Annotated in this window: 13 protein-coding genes; 3 read left to right on the forward strand and 10 right to left on the reverse strand. The window is 33.7% G+C overall.

Annotated features, from left to right (window positions below; all coding sequences use genetic code 11):
* The first annotated feature begins 21 nt into the window (after positions 1-21).
* Positions 22-630: a superoxide dismutase gene (locus QZ136_RS12120; RefSeq protein WP_291403895.1), complete on the forward strand. Its 609-nt coding sequence runs from the start codon at positions 22-24 to the stop codon at positions 628-630.
* A gap of 236 nt (positions 631-866) precedes the next feature.
* Here QZ136_RS12120 and QZ136_RS12125 read toward each other — a convergent pair whose 3' ends face one another.
* Complete coding sequence (locus QZ136_RS12125) at positions 867-1,805, reverse strand: hydrogen peroxide-inducible genes activator (RefSeq protein ID WP_291403896.1); 939 nt, start codon at positions 1,803-1,805, stop codon at positions 867-869.
* 254 nt (positions 1,806-2,059) lie between these two features.
* Between QZ136_RS12125 and QZ136_RS12130 the strand changes: the two genes are divergently transcribed.
* Positions 2,060-4,396 carry a zinc-dependent metalloprotease gene (locus QZ136_RS12130; RefSeq protein WP_291403898.1) on the forward strand — a complete coding sequence of 779 codons (2,337 nt, stop codon included), beginning with the start codon at positions 2,060-2,062 and terminating at the stop codon, positions 4,394-4,396.
* Between the two features lie 63 nt (positions 4,397-4,459).
* Positions 4,460-5,203 carry a 23S rRNA pseudouridine(2604) synthase RluF gene (gene rluF / locus QZ136_RS12135; protein WP_291403900.1) on the forward strand — a complete coding sequence of 248 codons (744 nt, stop codon included), beginning with the start codon at positions 4,460-4,462 and terminating at the stop codon, positions 5,201-5,203.
* A 1-nt stretch (position 5,204) separates the two neighbouring features.
* Here rluF and QZ136_RS12140 read toward each other — a convergent pair whose 3' ends face one another.
* The 9 genes from QZ136_RS12140 to QZ136_RS12180 all read right to left on the reverse strand — a co-directional run bounded on the left by QZ136_RS12140 (position 5,205) and on the right by QZ136_RS12180 (position 16,216).
* Positions 5,205-5,708 carry a hypothetical protein gene (locus QZ136_RS12140; protein WP_291403903.1) on the reverse strand — a complete coding sequence of 168 codons (504 nt, stop codon included), beginning with the start codon at positions 5,706-5,708 and terminating at the stop codon, positions 5,205-5,207.
* Between the two features lie 56 nt (positions 5,709-5,764).
* A complete protein-coding gene (gene panD / locus QZ136_RS12145) occupies positions 5,765-6,115 on the reverse strand; it encodes an aspartate 1-decarboxylase (RefSeq protein WP_291403905.1) in 351 nt (116 codons plus the stop codon).
* Positions 6,116-6,264: 149 nt separating this feature from the next.
* Positions 6,265-7,905 (reverse strand): M56 family metallopeptidase, encoded by a 1,641-nt coding sequence (locus QZ136_RS12150; protein WP_291403907.1) that lies wholly within the window; start codon positions 7,903-7,905, stop codon positions 6,265-6,267.
* Positions 7,902-8,267, reverse strand: a complete 366-nt coding sequence (locus QZ136_RS12155) for a BlaI/MecI/CopY family transcriptional regulator (RefSeq protein ID WP_291403909.1) — start codon at positions 8,265-8,267, stop codon at positions 7,902-7,904. Before QZ136_RS12155 ends, QZ136_RS12150 begins: the two co-directional genes overlap by 4 nt.
* A gap of 536 nt (positions 8,268-8,803) precedes the next feature.
* Entirely contained in the window at positions 8,804-11,608 is a 2,805-nt protein-coding gene (locus QZ136_RS12160; protein ID WP_291403911.1) for an outer membrane beta-barrel protein, read from the reverse strand.
* Between the two features lie 84 nt (positions 11,609-11,692).
* Positions 11,693-12,637: a hypothetical protein gene (locus QZ136_RS12165; RefSeq protein WP_291403913.1), complete on the reverse strand. Its 945-nt coding sequence runs from the start codon at positions 12,635-12,637 to the stop codon at positions 11,693-11,695.
* A 763-nt stretch (positions 12,638-13,400) separates the two neighbouring features.
* The gene (locus QZ136_RS12170; RefSeq protein WP_291403915.1) at positions 13,401-13,763 is read right to left on the reverse strand and encodes a DUF1573 domain-containing protein; all 363 of its coding nucleotides are present in this window, start codon (positions 13,761-13,763) and stop codon (positions 13,401-13,403) included.
* 1 nt (position 13,764) lies between these two features.
* Entirely contained in the window at positions 13,765-15,075 is a 1,311-nt protein-coding gene (locus tag QZ136_RS12175) for a hypothetical protein (RefSeq protein ID WP_291403917.1), read from the reverse strand.
* Positions 15,068-16,216 (reverse strand): hypothetical protein, encoded by a 1,149-nt coding sequence (locus QZ136_RS12180; protein ID WP_291403919.1) that lies wholly within the window; start codon positions 16,214-16,216, stop codon positions 15,068-15,070. The genes QZ136_RS12175 and QZ136_RS12180 overlap by 8 nt, the downstream gene beginning before the upstream one ends.
* Positions 16,217-16,229 lie beyond the last annotated feature (13 nt).

Raw genomic sequence — 16,229 nt, forward strand, 5'->3', positions numbered from 1 at the left:
ATTAACCTTAAATATAAAATTATGGCTTTTGAACTACCAGCGTTAGCATACGCTACAGATGCACTAGAACCGCATATCGATAAAATGACTATGGAAATTCACCATGGTAAACATCACCAAGCTTATGTAGATAATCTAAATAAAGCTCTTGCTGGTACAGATGGCGAGAAAATGAGCATTGAAGATATCATTAAAAATATTTCTAAATACCCAATGGCTGTTAGAAATAATGGTGGTGGTCATTTCAATCATACGCTTTATTGGTCTACCATGTCGCCAAATGGCGGTGGTGCTCCAAGTGGCGACCTAGCAAAGGCAATTGATGCGGCTTTCGGTTCTTTTGATGAATTTAAAAAGAAGTTTGCTGAAGCAGGTATGACTCGTTTTGGATCTGGATGGTCGTGGCTTTCTGTTGCTGCTGATGGTAAATTACAAGTTAGCTCAACTCCTAATCAAGATAATCCAATGATGGATATCGCTGAAGTAAAAGGTACTCCAATCTTAGGAATGGATGTTTGGGAACATGCTTACTATTTAAAATATCAAAATAAACGTGCTGATTATGTTGGCGCATTTATGAATGTAGTTAACTGGGATGCAGTTTCTAAGCTCTTCGCACAAGCAAAATAATTTTCTTTAAAACTTTATTGGGAAAGTGATGTATTATATAGTACATCACTTTTTTTATTTAGAAAATATGAGAAAATTATATTGGGTCCTCGCAATAAGCTCTATAACTTTATTATCCTCCTGTGAAATTATTGGAGGTATTTTCAAAGCAGGTGCTTATACCGGAATATTTATTGTTTTGGTACTAGTTGTCTTTGTTATTTGGCTTCTGTCGAAAATTATGCGCAAAAACTAAATCAGGAATAAATCTCTAACACTTCCTTTTTATTTTTATTCCTCATACGCTTCGGTATTGCATCTAAAATTTCTTTTTCTAATGCCATAATCAGCCTTCGCTTTAGGAAATTTCGGTGGGTTACTATACTTATTTCTCGGGTAGGCTGTGGCGATTTAAAATAACGAATTCGATCAAGCTGCTTCACTGAAAAATCACTAATCGAAAGCTCAGGCAATAGGGTAATCCCCTTATTCATTTCTACCATTCGCTTGAGTGTTTCAACGCTGTCTGTATTGTATTCAAAAGCCCGAACCTCAGTCGACTTTTTCCGATTACAGATATTTAAAATCTGATTTCGCATGCAATGACCCTCATTTAATAACCATAAATCGTCTAAATTTATGTCGGATGCTTGTAGCGTTTTTTTGCTTGTTAGCGGACTCGATTTGGAAAGATAGGCTACAAATGATTCATAAAATAAAGGGTTTTCTTGTAGACTTTTATCTTCCAATGGTGTAGAAAGAATCCCGCAGTCTAAGAGTCCGTTTTTTAACTCGCTTACTATCTGATCGGTCATGTATTCCCAAACTACTAGCTGCACATCTGGATATTTCTTCATGAATGCAGAAATTATTTGAGGCATTAAATAGGGTGCCATGGTAGGGATAATCCCTATTCTTAACTCCCCAGAAATCACGCTCTTCTGATTGTTAATTAGCTCCTTAAGCTTATAACTTTCCTTTAAAATAGTTCTAGCTTGTTCGATCACTTCAATCCCAATATCTGTGGGTGTAATGGGCTGCTTACTCCTGTCGAAAAGTTTAATTCCAAGCTCCTCCTCCAATTTTTGCACCTGCATACTCATGGTAGGCTGTGTCACAAAACACTTCTCTGCGGCAATGCCAAAACTACGATAGGTATCAAGGGCAACAATGTATTCGAGCTGGACTAAAGTCATGATATAGATTTTAACTATGTAAATATAAATAATATTGATAATATCTATATTGAATATTTTAAATAATGTAAATTGAAATCTGATGGTTTATTAAATAATTATTAATAGGTTTAAACATAAATCAATTTGAAATGAAAATGCTTTTCTCATCCCCTCAATTCAGGAAAATTTGGGTTTTAATGTCATTGTTCTTCTTAACATGCACATTATCCTTCGCCCAATCAATTGTTTCAATCTCCGAAAAAACCAACAACATGAAGCCCTTTAATGGCTTTCTAAATTATTATTGGGATGAAAGCACGGGTAAAATTTGGTTACAAATTGATAAACTTGATCAAGAAATTTTATATCAAACTTCACTTCCTGCAGGTTTGGGTTCTAATGATATAGGATTAGATCGCGGGGTGATGGGAACTACTTCAGTGGTTAAGTTTAATCGCGTAGGGAATAAAGTGCTCATGATTGAGCCAAATTATTCTTATCGTGCATTAAGTAGTGATCTTGCTGAAAAGCGAGCTATTGAACAATCTTTCGCGCAATCTACCCTTTGGGGATTTGTTATTGCAGCTGAAGGCTCTGGCTCAGTGCTTGTTGATGCTACTGATTTTATTATTCGCGATGCACTAAAAGTGTCAAATAAATTGAGAGCTTTAAAACAAGGCTCTTATAATCTGGATGCTAGTCGCTCTGCAATGTACCAGCCTCGGACTAAAAACTTTCCTCTAAATACAGAGTTTGAAGCCACGCTTACTTTTACAAATGCGGATGGTCAGACTGGCAGTTTTGTAAATTCTGTTACTCCTTCTTCTGAAGCAATTACCCTTAGAGTACATCATACTTTTGCTCAATTGCCTGATGCTAATTTTCAAACCAGACTTTATGATGCCCGATCACCTTACATCACAAATTCTTATTTCGATTATAGCAGTCCCGTAAATGAACCCATTCAAAAGAACATAATTCTCCGTCACCGTTTGGAAAAGAAAGATCCAAATGCTACAAAGAGTGAGGCTGTAAAACCGATTGTTTATTACCTTGATAATGGCACTCCAGAACCGATTAGATCTGCTCTGATGGAGGGCGCTAGCTGGTGGAATCAAGCATTTGAAGCCGCAGGTTTTATCAATGCATTTCAAGTTAAAATCTTGCCAGAAGATGCCGATCCCATGGATTTACGATATAATATGATCCACTGGGTGCACCGATCTACGCGCGGCTGGAGCTATGGCGCTGCAGTTGTTGATCCACGTACCGGCGAAATAATTAAGGGCAATGTTAGTTTGGGATCTTTGCGTGTTCGTCAGGATTATTTAATTGCTCAAGGCTTACTCGCTCCTTTTGAAAATGATGCGCTTCCTAAAGATGATAAAATGTTAAAAATGGCTCTTCAGCGATTAAAGCAATTGTCGGCACATGAAATTGGCCATACCATTGGTTTAATGCATAATTATATTTCAAGTGCGCAAAATCGTGCGAGTGTGATGGATTATCCACCTCCAATGGTGACTTTAAATGGGAAAAATGAGATCGATTTATCGGATGCCTATACCAATGAAATTGGAGATTGGGATAAAGTGAGCATTCAGTATGGATATACCCAATTTCCAAAAGGGACAGATGAAGCGCAGGCTTTAAATAAAATATTGAGCGATGCGGCAAAATCAGGTTTAACTTTTATTTCTGATCGCGATGCACGTGATCCAGCGGGAATGCATCCTAGCGCGCATCTATGGGATAATGGCAATAATCCCGTTAAGGAATTGGAAAAAGTGATGAAGGTACGTGCTGTGGCTCTTTCTAATTTTGGCTTGAATAATATCCCCAAAGGGACTCCAATGGCCATGCTTGAAGATGTTTTGGTTCCTGTTTACCTTTTTCATCGCTATCAAGTGGAAGCAGTGTCTAAGCTTGTTGGAGGCATGAACTATTCTTATGCTTTGAAGGGTGACGGACAAATTACCACCCTTCCATTATCAAAAAATGAGCAGATGGATGCTTTAAAGGCATTAGCGTCTTGTATGGAGCCTCAATTTTTAACGATTCCTGAAAATATTGTAAAACTTATTCCTCCTCGTCCTGCCGGATTTGATTACACTAGAGAGTTATTTAACCGTAGAACGGGATTAAATTTCGATCCATTGGCAGCTGCGGAAACTGCCGCTGATTTACCTCTTTCCTTTTTGTTTAATGCCAATAGACTAAACAGAATGGTTCAATTGCAGGCTTCGAATAATGGCTTGGGTATAGATGAAATGATTAATTTATTGATTGATAAAACTTGGAAATCTGCTAGATTAAAAGGTATGGAGGGATTAATTCAAAAGCAGAATGAGCAATTATTGTTAACGTATTTGCTTTCCGCATCGATTAACGAAAATGCTTCATTTGCAAGCAAAGCACAACTATTAAAGGCATTAGACACATTAAAGAACTATGCTTCAGAGCAATTAAAATTGTCGAAAGATGAGAACGAAAAAGCTTATTTCTTGCTTAGTCTCGATCGCATGAAAAATCCTGAAAAGGCAAAGCCTACGCTTCATCAAGTGGCGCCTCCAGGAGCTCCGATTGGTTGTATGATGGATGAAATTTAATTGGTGTAAATGGCCTTAATTGCGTAATATTTACGATTTTTGTAAACCTGAACGCCTAGATTAATGAGTACTGAGGAAACAACAAGAATTAATAAATATTTGAGTGAAATTGGCTTTTGCTCACGCCGGGCTGCCGATAAACTTATACTCGAAAATCGGGTGACCATCAATGGTGTTGTGCCAGAAATGGGGACTAAAATCGTGGCAGGTGATGTTGTTAAAGTAGATGGTAAATTAGTCTCGAAGCCTGAAGAAAAGCCAGTTTATATTGCTTTTAATAAGCCAATTGGTATTGTTTGTACTACCGATACCAAAGTTGAAAAAGACAATATTATTGATTATATTAAGTATCCTAAGCGTATTTTCCCTATTGGGAGATTAGATAAACCGAGCGAGGGACTTATCTTATTAACTAGCGATGGAGATATTGTCAATAAGATTTTAAGAGCTAGAAATAATCATGAAAAGGAATATTTGGTATCCGTTAACCGACCCATTACTAATGATTTTTTAAAGAAAATGAGAGCTGGTGTTCCTATTCTGGATACGATTACTCGTGAATGTGAAGTGGAGCAGATAGATAAAAATAGATTTAAGATTATTTTAACCCAAGGGCTCAATAGGCAGATAAGAAGGATGTGTGAATACCTTGATTATAAGGTTACTAAGTTAAAAAGAGTGAGGATCATGAATATAAAATTAGATATCCCCATTGGTAAATGGAGATATCTAAGTGATGATGAGATGAATGAAATTAATAGATTAATTTCAAGCTCTTCAAAAACTCATATAGATTTCGAAGAATAGACTATTTCAGTTCTTTTAAGCGGTATTTTAAGGCCATGTACAGACTTAAAATTAAACCCACTAGGAATAATCCGCCCATGTAACCAAACACGGCAAATTTCTCTTTTGCTGCCTCACGACCCATTTCCGGACCATAAATTGCGGCAAAAAGCCATATAAATGGATATAAAAAGCCCCCAATCGATACCGCAAAAGAGGTAATTGCTTTAATTCTTTCTGGTGCTGATAAAAAGGAAATAAATAAAAGCACACCCATAATCATTGCTCCAATTCCAGTAGCATGGAAGTGAAATCTTTGATAATAACGCCAGTTTTTGTCGGCTTCTGTTTTTAGCACAGCTGCTTTTTCTTCTGGATCTTGAATCAGATTTACTTTCTCATTCTTTTTTAAACCTTCATTAATTTTATCCTTAAAATAATCTTCGTTTGCACCGAAAATAATGGAGATAAAAACACCACCAATGAGTGTTAAAATGGCAATTACGTAAGGGATTCTTTGTGTCATAATTTAAATCTTTAGAAAATTAATATTTAAAGATAAGTTTTGAAAATAATCATTGCTTATTTAAGCAGGTTGGTGTCTTCATCAGGAAATATAACTGTTGGTTTGAAAGTTTTAGCTTCTTCAAAATCCATAATTGCATAGGCAATGATAATAATCACATCGCCACGCATTACTCTTCTAGCTGCTGCTCCATTTAAAACAATTTCTCCACTTCCTCTCTTACCAGGAATGGTATATGTTTCAAAGCGTTCGCCATTATTATTGTTTACAATTTGAACTTTTTCACCGTGAAGCAAATTTGCGGCATCCATTAAATCCTCATCTATGGTAATGCTACCTATATAATTCAGATCTGCGTCAGTTACCTTTACCCGGTGTATTTTAGATTTTAGTATATGAATTTGCATGGCGCAATTTAATCATTTGTATTGAATTGGTAATAATTTATGATTTTCCTTGCTTTTTTGTCTTGTTTGAACTGTATATGCTCAAAAAGAAAAACCCCGGAATTTTTAAAAAACCGGGGATTATCTCGCGTGAATTTTAACCAAATTATTTATTTTTTCTTAGTAATTATTTCAATTACTCCCTTCCCCTTTAAATCTCCGTATTTTTTTTCTGCATTTTCTCCCTTTAGGACAGACACCGATTGAATATCAGAAGGATTCAAATTTTTAAAGGCACTACCATCTACTATCTTACCATCAATCATGTAAACCGCATCATTGATATCTTTATTTGACCCTGATAACTTAGTTTCAGGCTTTTCTGCTCTAAATTCTAATTCTATTCGTAGCTTTTCTGCTCTACCATCTGATTGTGACAGCTTTTCTCCCTTTAAATTTTTTACTTTTTCCCCTAATTTTTCTATTTCAATAACATCACTTGGATTAATGATGTAGAGTTTTTTGCTTTCACTTTTATCACTTGGATCAACCATATAAACTGATTGATCTTTACCATTTTTAGATTTTGTGGTAATAATCATGATATCATTGTTTTTGTCATTTTTAAATACGACTGAATCAGCAATTATTGTATAACCCTTTACCGCTAATTCTTTCAAATCTTTAGCTTCTCTTTCCAATTTCACTCCATCTTTCTTAATTAGTCTAATGCTTTCAATATCTTCTGGCTTCAGGTCTGAAATAGTAGTCTTTCCATCGATAATTACAATTTTCTTTACTTCTTTTCCTTTATCACCATTCACCTTCTCAAGGATTACCGTTGTTTTATCGTTAGATGATTTTTTCTTAATGGTGTCTGCTTGAATTTCTATAAATGCCTCTTCTATCTTGTTTTCAAGATTTTGAATTCTGTTTACAGCGTTTACTTTGATTGAAAAAATGGCTAGGGCTATAAGCATAATCGGTAATGCCATTACTCTTCTTAAATAAGAGTATTCTGTTTTGTTTGATTTAGTTAACATGGCTAATCTGCGTTTAATGGATGAGTAATTAAATGGATGTATTGGATTTAAAAAATGTGTTCCGTAATGTGTTTCTAATAATAATTTTGCAAATGCTTCGGTATTTTGGTTGCCAATCGCTTCCTCATCTGCAATAAATTCATGAATGGTTTGTAGCTCTTTTTGAATAATCCAGTTAAAGGGATTAATCCAGAAAATTGAGCTTAATACTTGACAAAATAGTCGGTCCCAGGAGTGTTTTTGTCTGATGTGGGTTAACTCATGCTTGAATATCTTTTGACCTTTATCATCTTCTAATGACATTGTTTTTTTCCAGAAAAGATTGTTTAGGAATGAAAAAGGTGCATTATCTACCTCTGTTTCAATAAAATCTATTCCGTCAAGATATCTAATCGGGGAGTTTCTTTTGAGGCTAAAAATCTTCCAAACGCTAATTAGTAACATCGCAAGAAATATAAATGCAATGATTCCTGCACCTATTAATATACCGTCAGTCCAGCCAAATTGATTCTCAATAATTTGATTACTCGGTGCTGTAATTAATTGAATGAGCTCCAAATTTGTGCTTTCTGTTACCGGTCTTTCAAAGGTAAACCAGTGTAAGTCTAAAAAGGGTATCGTCAGACTTAAAATCAAACTCCCCAAAAGGTAAAAACGATTATAATAGTGAAATTTATTATCTCTTAATGCTATAAGATAATAGGCATACAAAATCGCTGTTACTACGGTGGATTTTAATGCATATATTAAAATTACTTCGCTGTTCATGATTTCTTGTTTTTTAATTCCTTTAATAAGAGTTCTAAGTCCTCAATTGACATCTGCTTTTTATCAACTAGAAAGGATACCACATTGGAATAGGATCCTTCAAAATACCTTTCCGTTAATCCCTCAATGCTTTGCTCAGAATACTTTGATTTTGACACCAATGGATAATACAAATTATTGCGATTTGGGTTTTTTATTCCCACGAAACCCTTCTCTACCAATATTTTAAGTAGGGTAGCCACCGTATTATTATGTGGCTTGGGTTCATCAAGCAATTCTAAAATATCTTTTACATAGCCACCGGTTTTTAGCGACCATAGTACCTGCATTATTTGCTCTTCGGCTTGTGTAAGTTTTTTCATTCTAACTAATTTGTTAGTCAATATTATGACTAATTTTTTAGTTAGACAAATTTTTTTGAAAATAATTTTAATCCACACAGAAATGCGGGTTGAAGAATAGGAAGAATAGTGATTTTATGCTAGAAAACGAGGCTTATTAACAAGGCTTAAGATTGTCGCATCATCAATTAACTCATTTGATTGATGTACAATAGGATTTTTTATTTAATAATCTTCCACCAGTATTCCTGATGATGATTGACTTTCCCTGTTGAGAATTAGAAAAAATATAGATCAGAATACTGCTATTGAACATCAATTACGCTTATCCCAATCCTAATTTAAAAATTATAAATTTCTATAGATTTCACTGCTAGCAGATTCATTAATCTGCTAAACCAGCTTATAAAAGACAGGCATTATTTGAAAATCAAATTAATTGAGTCCAGATAATATCTGAATAATTATAAGCTGGCCTGTTTACCCTCATTATATTGAAGCAGGTTAAATTAAATTCTTATTTAAGCATTTTGTGCCTAAAAAAATAGTGCAGATGTTTAGTTCATAAAGCTTCCATCACCTCTTCTAATCAGAGGTCTGTTATTATTACCTACGGCGCCGGTCCATTTTTGTAAATTCATACTTAAGTTTAGCATAACATAACGGCTGTTAGGGTTGGTTAAAGTTTCTGTAAATCCTAAATCATTTTGTGTTCTGTTGATAAAGTTGTTCTGGTTCAACAAATCATAGGCTCTTAATTGCAGAGAGCCTTTATTTTTAAACACCCGCATTTGCAGCATAGTGTTAATAATCAAGGGATTGTTCGTTATATTGTTGCTAATACCACTCACATAATTTTTGCTTATTGCATACCCAAATTGGTAATTTTTGGCAAAATAAATGTTCCCATCTACACTCAATGCCCAAATTTTTTGGACAATATCCCTAGAACGAGCTAAAGAAAAATCTATTTTATTATAATCATATGAAACGAATGGATTTATATCAAACCAAGGTTTGGGAGTCATTCGCGGACCAAAACTTTGTTTAAAACCCCAAGTTTTTGAGCTGTTGATTTGGTTATTACTCATCGAAGCACGGTTTGAGTTGATGATATTCCCAAAAAATCTAAGGTTATACCTTCTATCGCTTAATTGCTTAGAAATAGAATAGTCGCCAATAGTGCTATTGTTTCCTTGTAAGTTTACAAATCGTGTTTCATTTTTAAATATACCAAAAGCACTAGGATCTCTAATCTCAACAACATTATTGACTACCTGGTTTTCTGTAAACGAGGAGTTTAGTCTTAATTCATAGTTAATTCTTGAGTTAGCAATGTAATTGCTATACTGAGCATTTACGCTGTGTGCAAATGCAACTTTCAAATCGGGATTACCCACAATGGCATTTTGTGGATTTGAAACGTCTTTTACAGGTTGAATTTGGTTAAACAAGGGCTCAATAGCTCTGCCACTATAGTTTAATGAAACTCTGTGCGTACTCGAAAGTCTTAATTGAACACGAGCAATGGGTATAAATCTAAAATTTTGTCTATCAATTCTAGACGCAACACTAGTACTGCTTGCTACTAAAGAAGTATTAACACTGGTTACACCCAAAGAGAAATTAAACAAAGTGCTATTATTACCATATTTGTAATTTATAGAGTTTCGGTATTGAGTGAAGGAGTAGTTAAACACATTGCTGAAAGTATCTAAGAGGGATAAATTCCCATTGGCTTCAATATCACTCGTTAGGCGACTATTATCATAGCTTCTGTTTTCTAAATTCGTATTAAATTCTAATCGAGATAATTTCCCCAAAGGTTCGGTATAAGTTAAACTACCACGGGCACTGTTTTGAAGGTTATTTACATCAATTAGGCGATTAAGAATAGAATCACCCAAGAACAATTGATTAACATCTCTATAATTGAAAAGATTTAATTGTTCATCCGCATTATTATTTTGTTGCTGCCTAATGGTAGCTTCGGCAGAGAAAGTCCTTGAAGGAGTTTTAAAAATGTGTTGATAAGCAACTGTTCCGCCAATGTTTGGACGAGTACTGCTATTATTGTTATTATTAATTTGATCCTGGTTGATCAAGCCTTTTTGAAAGTTTGTAGACTTGTTGAAACTTGTTGAATTGACAAAACTCAAGTTAGGAGAAAACTGAATATAATTGGCACTATCAATGGCATATTCTATTTCAAAACCAATGGTATGTGTTTTATTATTGGATTCAAAATTAGCATCCCTGTCAGAATTAGTTATCCCTAAAGTACTTATTGCTTGAGATCTGCTAATGGTTTGAGTAGTATTATCGGTATAACTAAAATTATAATTAGCTAAAAAATCTATCTTTTCACCAAATTTATCTCGGTAGGTAAATGCTGGTGCGGTTCTTAAGTTGTTACCTCCTGTTGCACTTCCACCACCACCACCAAGGCTTACTCCACTTCTTCCACCCTGGTTGGATGCTCCACCCAATCGGCCAATACTCGCATTTTGACCTGCAATTCCGTTAGGAGTTTTGAGTAAAGTTGTGTTTACTGTAATGGTTTGATTCTTATTGATACGGGTTAAGTTGGCACTACCTTCGTATTGATCGAGGGTTCCAAGACCTGCGTTTAACCTTGCCATATTACCAACAGATTTATCTTGCCTTGTAGTAATATTCAACACCTTAGTTGGATCGCCATCTTTCACCCCAGTTCTGGCAGCAGTATTTCCATAATCATCTACCATTTGAACCTTATCTACAATTTCTGCCGGTAAATTCTGAACTGCTGTAGCTACATCGCCACCATAAATATCTTTACCATTTAATCGTGCTCTCGCCACAGATGTTCCATTTACAGTCACCGAACCATCATTACCCACTTGAACACCTTCCATTTTTTGCAATAACTCATCAACAGTAGCCCCTTTTCTTACCACATAATCACTGGCTCGGTACTCTACCGTATCTGTTTTATATACAATTGATGGCGTACCATCAACAATAACCTCACTTAATACTTTCTCATCATTTTTTAAGATGATAGGGTCTAAAGTAATTCGGGCGGTAGCATCATTGTATTTACCAGAAATAACCTTGCTAACATGGCCCAAAGAAGTTACTTGAACTTTAAAAACCCAGGATTTAACATTTTTAAAAATAAAAATCCCATCCTCGTTGGTTGATGTTTTAAGTGTGTCGGCAGTAGAAGTTAATGTTACCGTTGCACCAATAACCGTTTGATCTAGTGAATCTTTAACCACACCCGAGACTTGTCTAAGCGGAATAGGTTGGGGCGATGTTGCCGGAGGTCTTGGTGTGGATTGCGCAAAAAGCTGAGCAATTGTTAGGCTAAAAATCAATGTTAACAGAGCAATTTTAGCGTATTTTTTGCGCAAGAGACACGCCGATCTAGTTATTAAATTCATAATTCTTGATAAGAAATTCTAATTTCCTTTAGTTAAAATATATTTACCCCAAAAATCTGTCGGAGTGATTAAATCCTGGAAGTTGAAATTGCCCATTCCGCCTCCCATTCCACCACCCATTCCGCCACTACCTTCAACTCGTACCACCGATACTTCACTTGAACCACCACCGGGTCTGCCACCGCCGGAAAAACCTCCAAAATTGATTTGTAAGCCATTAAGCTTAATATTGTATGAGAACTCTTTAGGATTATCAGCCGACATTTCTAATAATTCCAAAGGAATGGAAGCTTCATACATAAAAACTCCCTCATCACTAATAGAAGCCATTGTTTTAATACTGTATTCATTATAAATAGAAATTAAGCTATCCGGAATATCCTTAAAGCCGAAAACTTTAATTTCTTTGGCGCTCGCTAATTGTGTTCTGGCTATGGCCCTTTGTAATGAGTCTCTTTGTGCCGGACTCATATCCTGAAAGCGGCCAAAACCACCAGCACCACCCGGCATTCCTCTAACTACCGTAGTTGCACCACCTCCACCTGGTGTACCCGATACTGTAACAGAACGATTTGCACCACCACCAGGGCCACGTTGTCTGTTTATAACCGGATAAATGACTTTGAAGCTTTCCTTATCACTTTTTTTACCTGATGGATTGACCGTTAAGGTAATTCCACCTAACATGATTTTATTATTATTCGTTAAATCTTTTGATTGAATCGCTAAGTATAAGTTTTTCGCATCGTTAGCAATAGTATAAGTCAGGTTTGTACTTTTATTCGTGGCTTTAAAGTTGTTTTCCCACTCATTATGCTTTCCATCAACTTTAACACCAGATGCCCAAACGCTAAGGTCTTGAACATCACTTAATTTTTGAGCTTGTGTTACAGTTAATGATGTTGCAATTAAACAAATAGTGCTTAAAGCGATTTTTCTAAGTTTTAAAATGTTGGCTCTCATTTTATTCGATTTTAATAAGTTTATAATCTTTTGACTCTATAAAAAATTCAGTTTAAATGCATCTGATACATATAAAACAATAACAGATCATTTATTAGCCTGAAAAAATTTTGATAAAAGGTTAATAGTAGCTGGAATATTTCTAGTACACTGGTTTGTTAGACAAAACTAACCATAAATGGTTTAAAGAGTTGTTAATTTTATTTAGTGTTCGGTAAATATTCTATGACAATAAGTCTTTGCTATGGGCTCATCTATTTTAATCAGACAGATAGGCTTAGGTTTTTCCTTCCTAAAGCTGCCCTTTTTTAGGGATCATAATACCTGCATAATTTGCTCTTCTGATTGTCTATTTTTTTCATTCTAACTAAATTATTAGTCAATATTATGACTAAATTTTTAGTTAGACAAACTTTTTTTGAAAATAATTTTTTAATAAATGGGAAAAATGGATTGTTTTTAAACAGAAAATGCACCTAGGAGGTGCATTTTGATGATTATGTATTGAAGAATTAATTCTTAATTAATCTTAAATAAATAATATTAAGCTTCATTTTATAGCTTAGGCCTGCTTTACCGCTACCAATTACCGCGCTGGTAGCTGTTGCTCCAGAAGGTAACGGAACCACTTTGGCGCTTATAATTGATTAGCACTGGTGCGATATAAGTGTCCTATTGCTTTGTTCTACCTCTAAGCATATCTTGGATATAGGTGCTAATTAGAAATTTATAGCATTTGACCTATAAAGAGAATTGTACATTCTTAATCAAGTACAGTTCCTTTAATTGTCAATTTATCATATTCATTTACTGTGTTTGTGATAACTATAATATCTTTTGAAATGGGACCTTTAAATCCCTTACTATTAAATTTGATAATAATTGGTTTCGTTTCCAATGGCTTTATCATTTTTGGAGAACTTGCGGTAGTACATCCACATGTTGTACTCACAGAATAAATAATTAGAGGAGTCTTTTTAGAGGTGTTGGTGAGATTAAATTGAACAACAATTTCACTACCTTCCTTAATACTTCGAAAATCATGCTCTTTTTTATCAAATTTTATAGTAGGTGCATCGGTAATAATCATGCTAATGAAAACCATTAAAAAACTTAGTATTTTCATATTATTTATATCTATTGTTAAATTCTCTAAACTTTTTGTAAATATCTACACCCTGTGCTTTTAGATCACTTTTCACTTTCTCCAGTTCATAAAATGGTGGATAGGGTAATTCCTTTTTCCAAAATTCTTCGTTGTATATTGAATTCTCTGAGAAAATAAACTCTCTATTGTAATGACAAGCTCTTACAGGAAACTCATAAATTATTTTAGAATCATATCTAATCTCAAGTTCTTTTGTACTTTGATTATTTAGGTTGTAATTAGAGAAATAAAATTCTAATCGTTTCTCTATAATCTGTTCCGGTTTATTTTTTAAAATATAAGTGACATTACATCCTAAAAAAGCTGGCACAGTTTTATTATTTTCATTCGTTGTAAAAGTTAACTCACCACTAATTGAGAGGATTTTAAATTTTTCATCTTCAGCATTATATCCCTTTAAAGCTTTATTGAAATGCTCGGCACTAAATATGAATTTTTGCAATTTCAAAGTTTCTTCATCAATATATACTTTGCCCTTTGATCCGATTATACTAGCATAGATATCTAATCTTCTCCATTGTTTAGATTTTAGGTAATTAATTTTTTCGGGCTTAGGGTTATATGAGATTTCAACTAAGTCGCTTTTACCATCATTTATAATTTTATCAATTTTCCAATTAAATGAATCGTAGAAACTCATAAAATTAAAAAGTAGATATTTACTAATATTATTTGCTGCCACAAGCCAATTAACCTGATGAAGACCTAGTTTTTTATCTATCGAAATATTGAGAGATCTTACATGTTCAGTTTTAAATATGAAGTTGTTTGAATTAACATTATCGTAATTTCCTAATCCTTCAAAGTGGTAAAGTCCAAATGCTTCATTAAAATCTATATATCTCTTGTTTATTTTTGTAAATTCTCGATAGAAAAAATTGGCATCAAAAGGATTCTGTTCAATATTTAATGGATGTGCTGCTGCATGTTTAAGTTTGAAATCTCTAAACTCTAATGGTTTTACCAATACTTCATTTAAATTATAGCTAGCAGGATTTAGACTTAGTAATCGAACCAATTGATCGATTACAAAAGTTTTAGTCTGGTAACCAACACAACTTACTGTTATTTTACTTATTGAGTCTGGCAACATAAAAGTCCCACTAGTATCAGACACGGATAGAAAATTACCACTCTTTATAGTTACATAAGGTATTGGATCTTTACTTTGAGCATCAATAATTTTATAACTTTTAGATTGAGCTAAGATATTTCCAGAATAAATGACAAGGGTAATAACCCAATAAACCAATGCTATTTTTTTAATCATAATTAATTTTTAGTCTAAAAATGGTTAATTTATCCTCATAACTAGTATTGTTTTTGTAAAACAGAAAGTATGGTGCAATGTATCCTATAACTTCTAGATCTTTATCTAAGATGAATTCATTCACAAGATTAAATTCTTTGTAAACTTGCACTCCTAAATGATTACTATTGTTTTTCCCTGTTTTGAAGAATCTAACGGCGATTTTGTCATCGTTTGTTATTAATTGTTTAAAGTATCCATACTCATTTTTAAACTTAAGTGGTAGCTCTGAGTCGAAAGCATCACTAAGTTTTGTAGTTTCTTTATAGTCATTTTTAAATTCTTCAGGTTTAAAACCGAATTTGAACAATGTATTGAGTGCTGTATCAACCAAATAAACAGATGTGTCAGCTTCATGATTAATATAAATTTTCTTATTTTTCAGGTAATAACTGTTACTTGTCAAAAATGGATAATTCTTATTTTCTGAATATGAGGATGGCCAATTGTTAAAAAGTTTTTCAACTTTAAAAGATGTTATATTCAACAATGCAAAGTTGTATGCTATTTTATAATATTTATTTGTGTTAAATGCATTTAAATTAGGCAATTCCATTTCTATCGGGATAATTAATTTGTTATTAAAGCCCTGATAGCTTTTCATTGCGCCGTAATTTAATTGATAAAACATGATTTGCTCTGGATTTGGATTTTCAGTATCAATATCCAAAATATTTGGTTTGAAATGTATTTTACTGCTTTCTAAAAGATTAAATTTTCTATCAAATTTATATATGAATATATTGTCTGTGATATAAAAATAGTTTTGCAGATAGCTTATTGAGTATAATTCACCCATTTGAGGAAAATTTTTCTTACCTAAAAAAGTATTCTCTAGGATGCCCTCAGAATTATATACCTTGATGATTGCAAACAATTTATCTATGAAATAAATTTTTGAATCTATTTCTTTCACAAAATAATTGTTGGAGTTATTATTAATATTTAGCCTGATTGAGTCTAAAAAAATATTCTCTTTAATTATGTCTTTATTTCCAACATGTTTAGCGTATTTCTCGACTTCCTTTTGTTTACAAAAGGTAAAAAGCAATGTTGACATTAAAATCAACATTGCTTTTTCTTTAAGATTCTTAAGTTTCATTTATAAATCACTT

The organism is Daejeonella sp. (genome assembly GCF_017495225.1).
GTDB lineage: Bacteria > Bacteroidota > Bacteroidia > Sphingobacteriales > Sphingobacteriaceae > Daejeonella.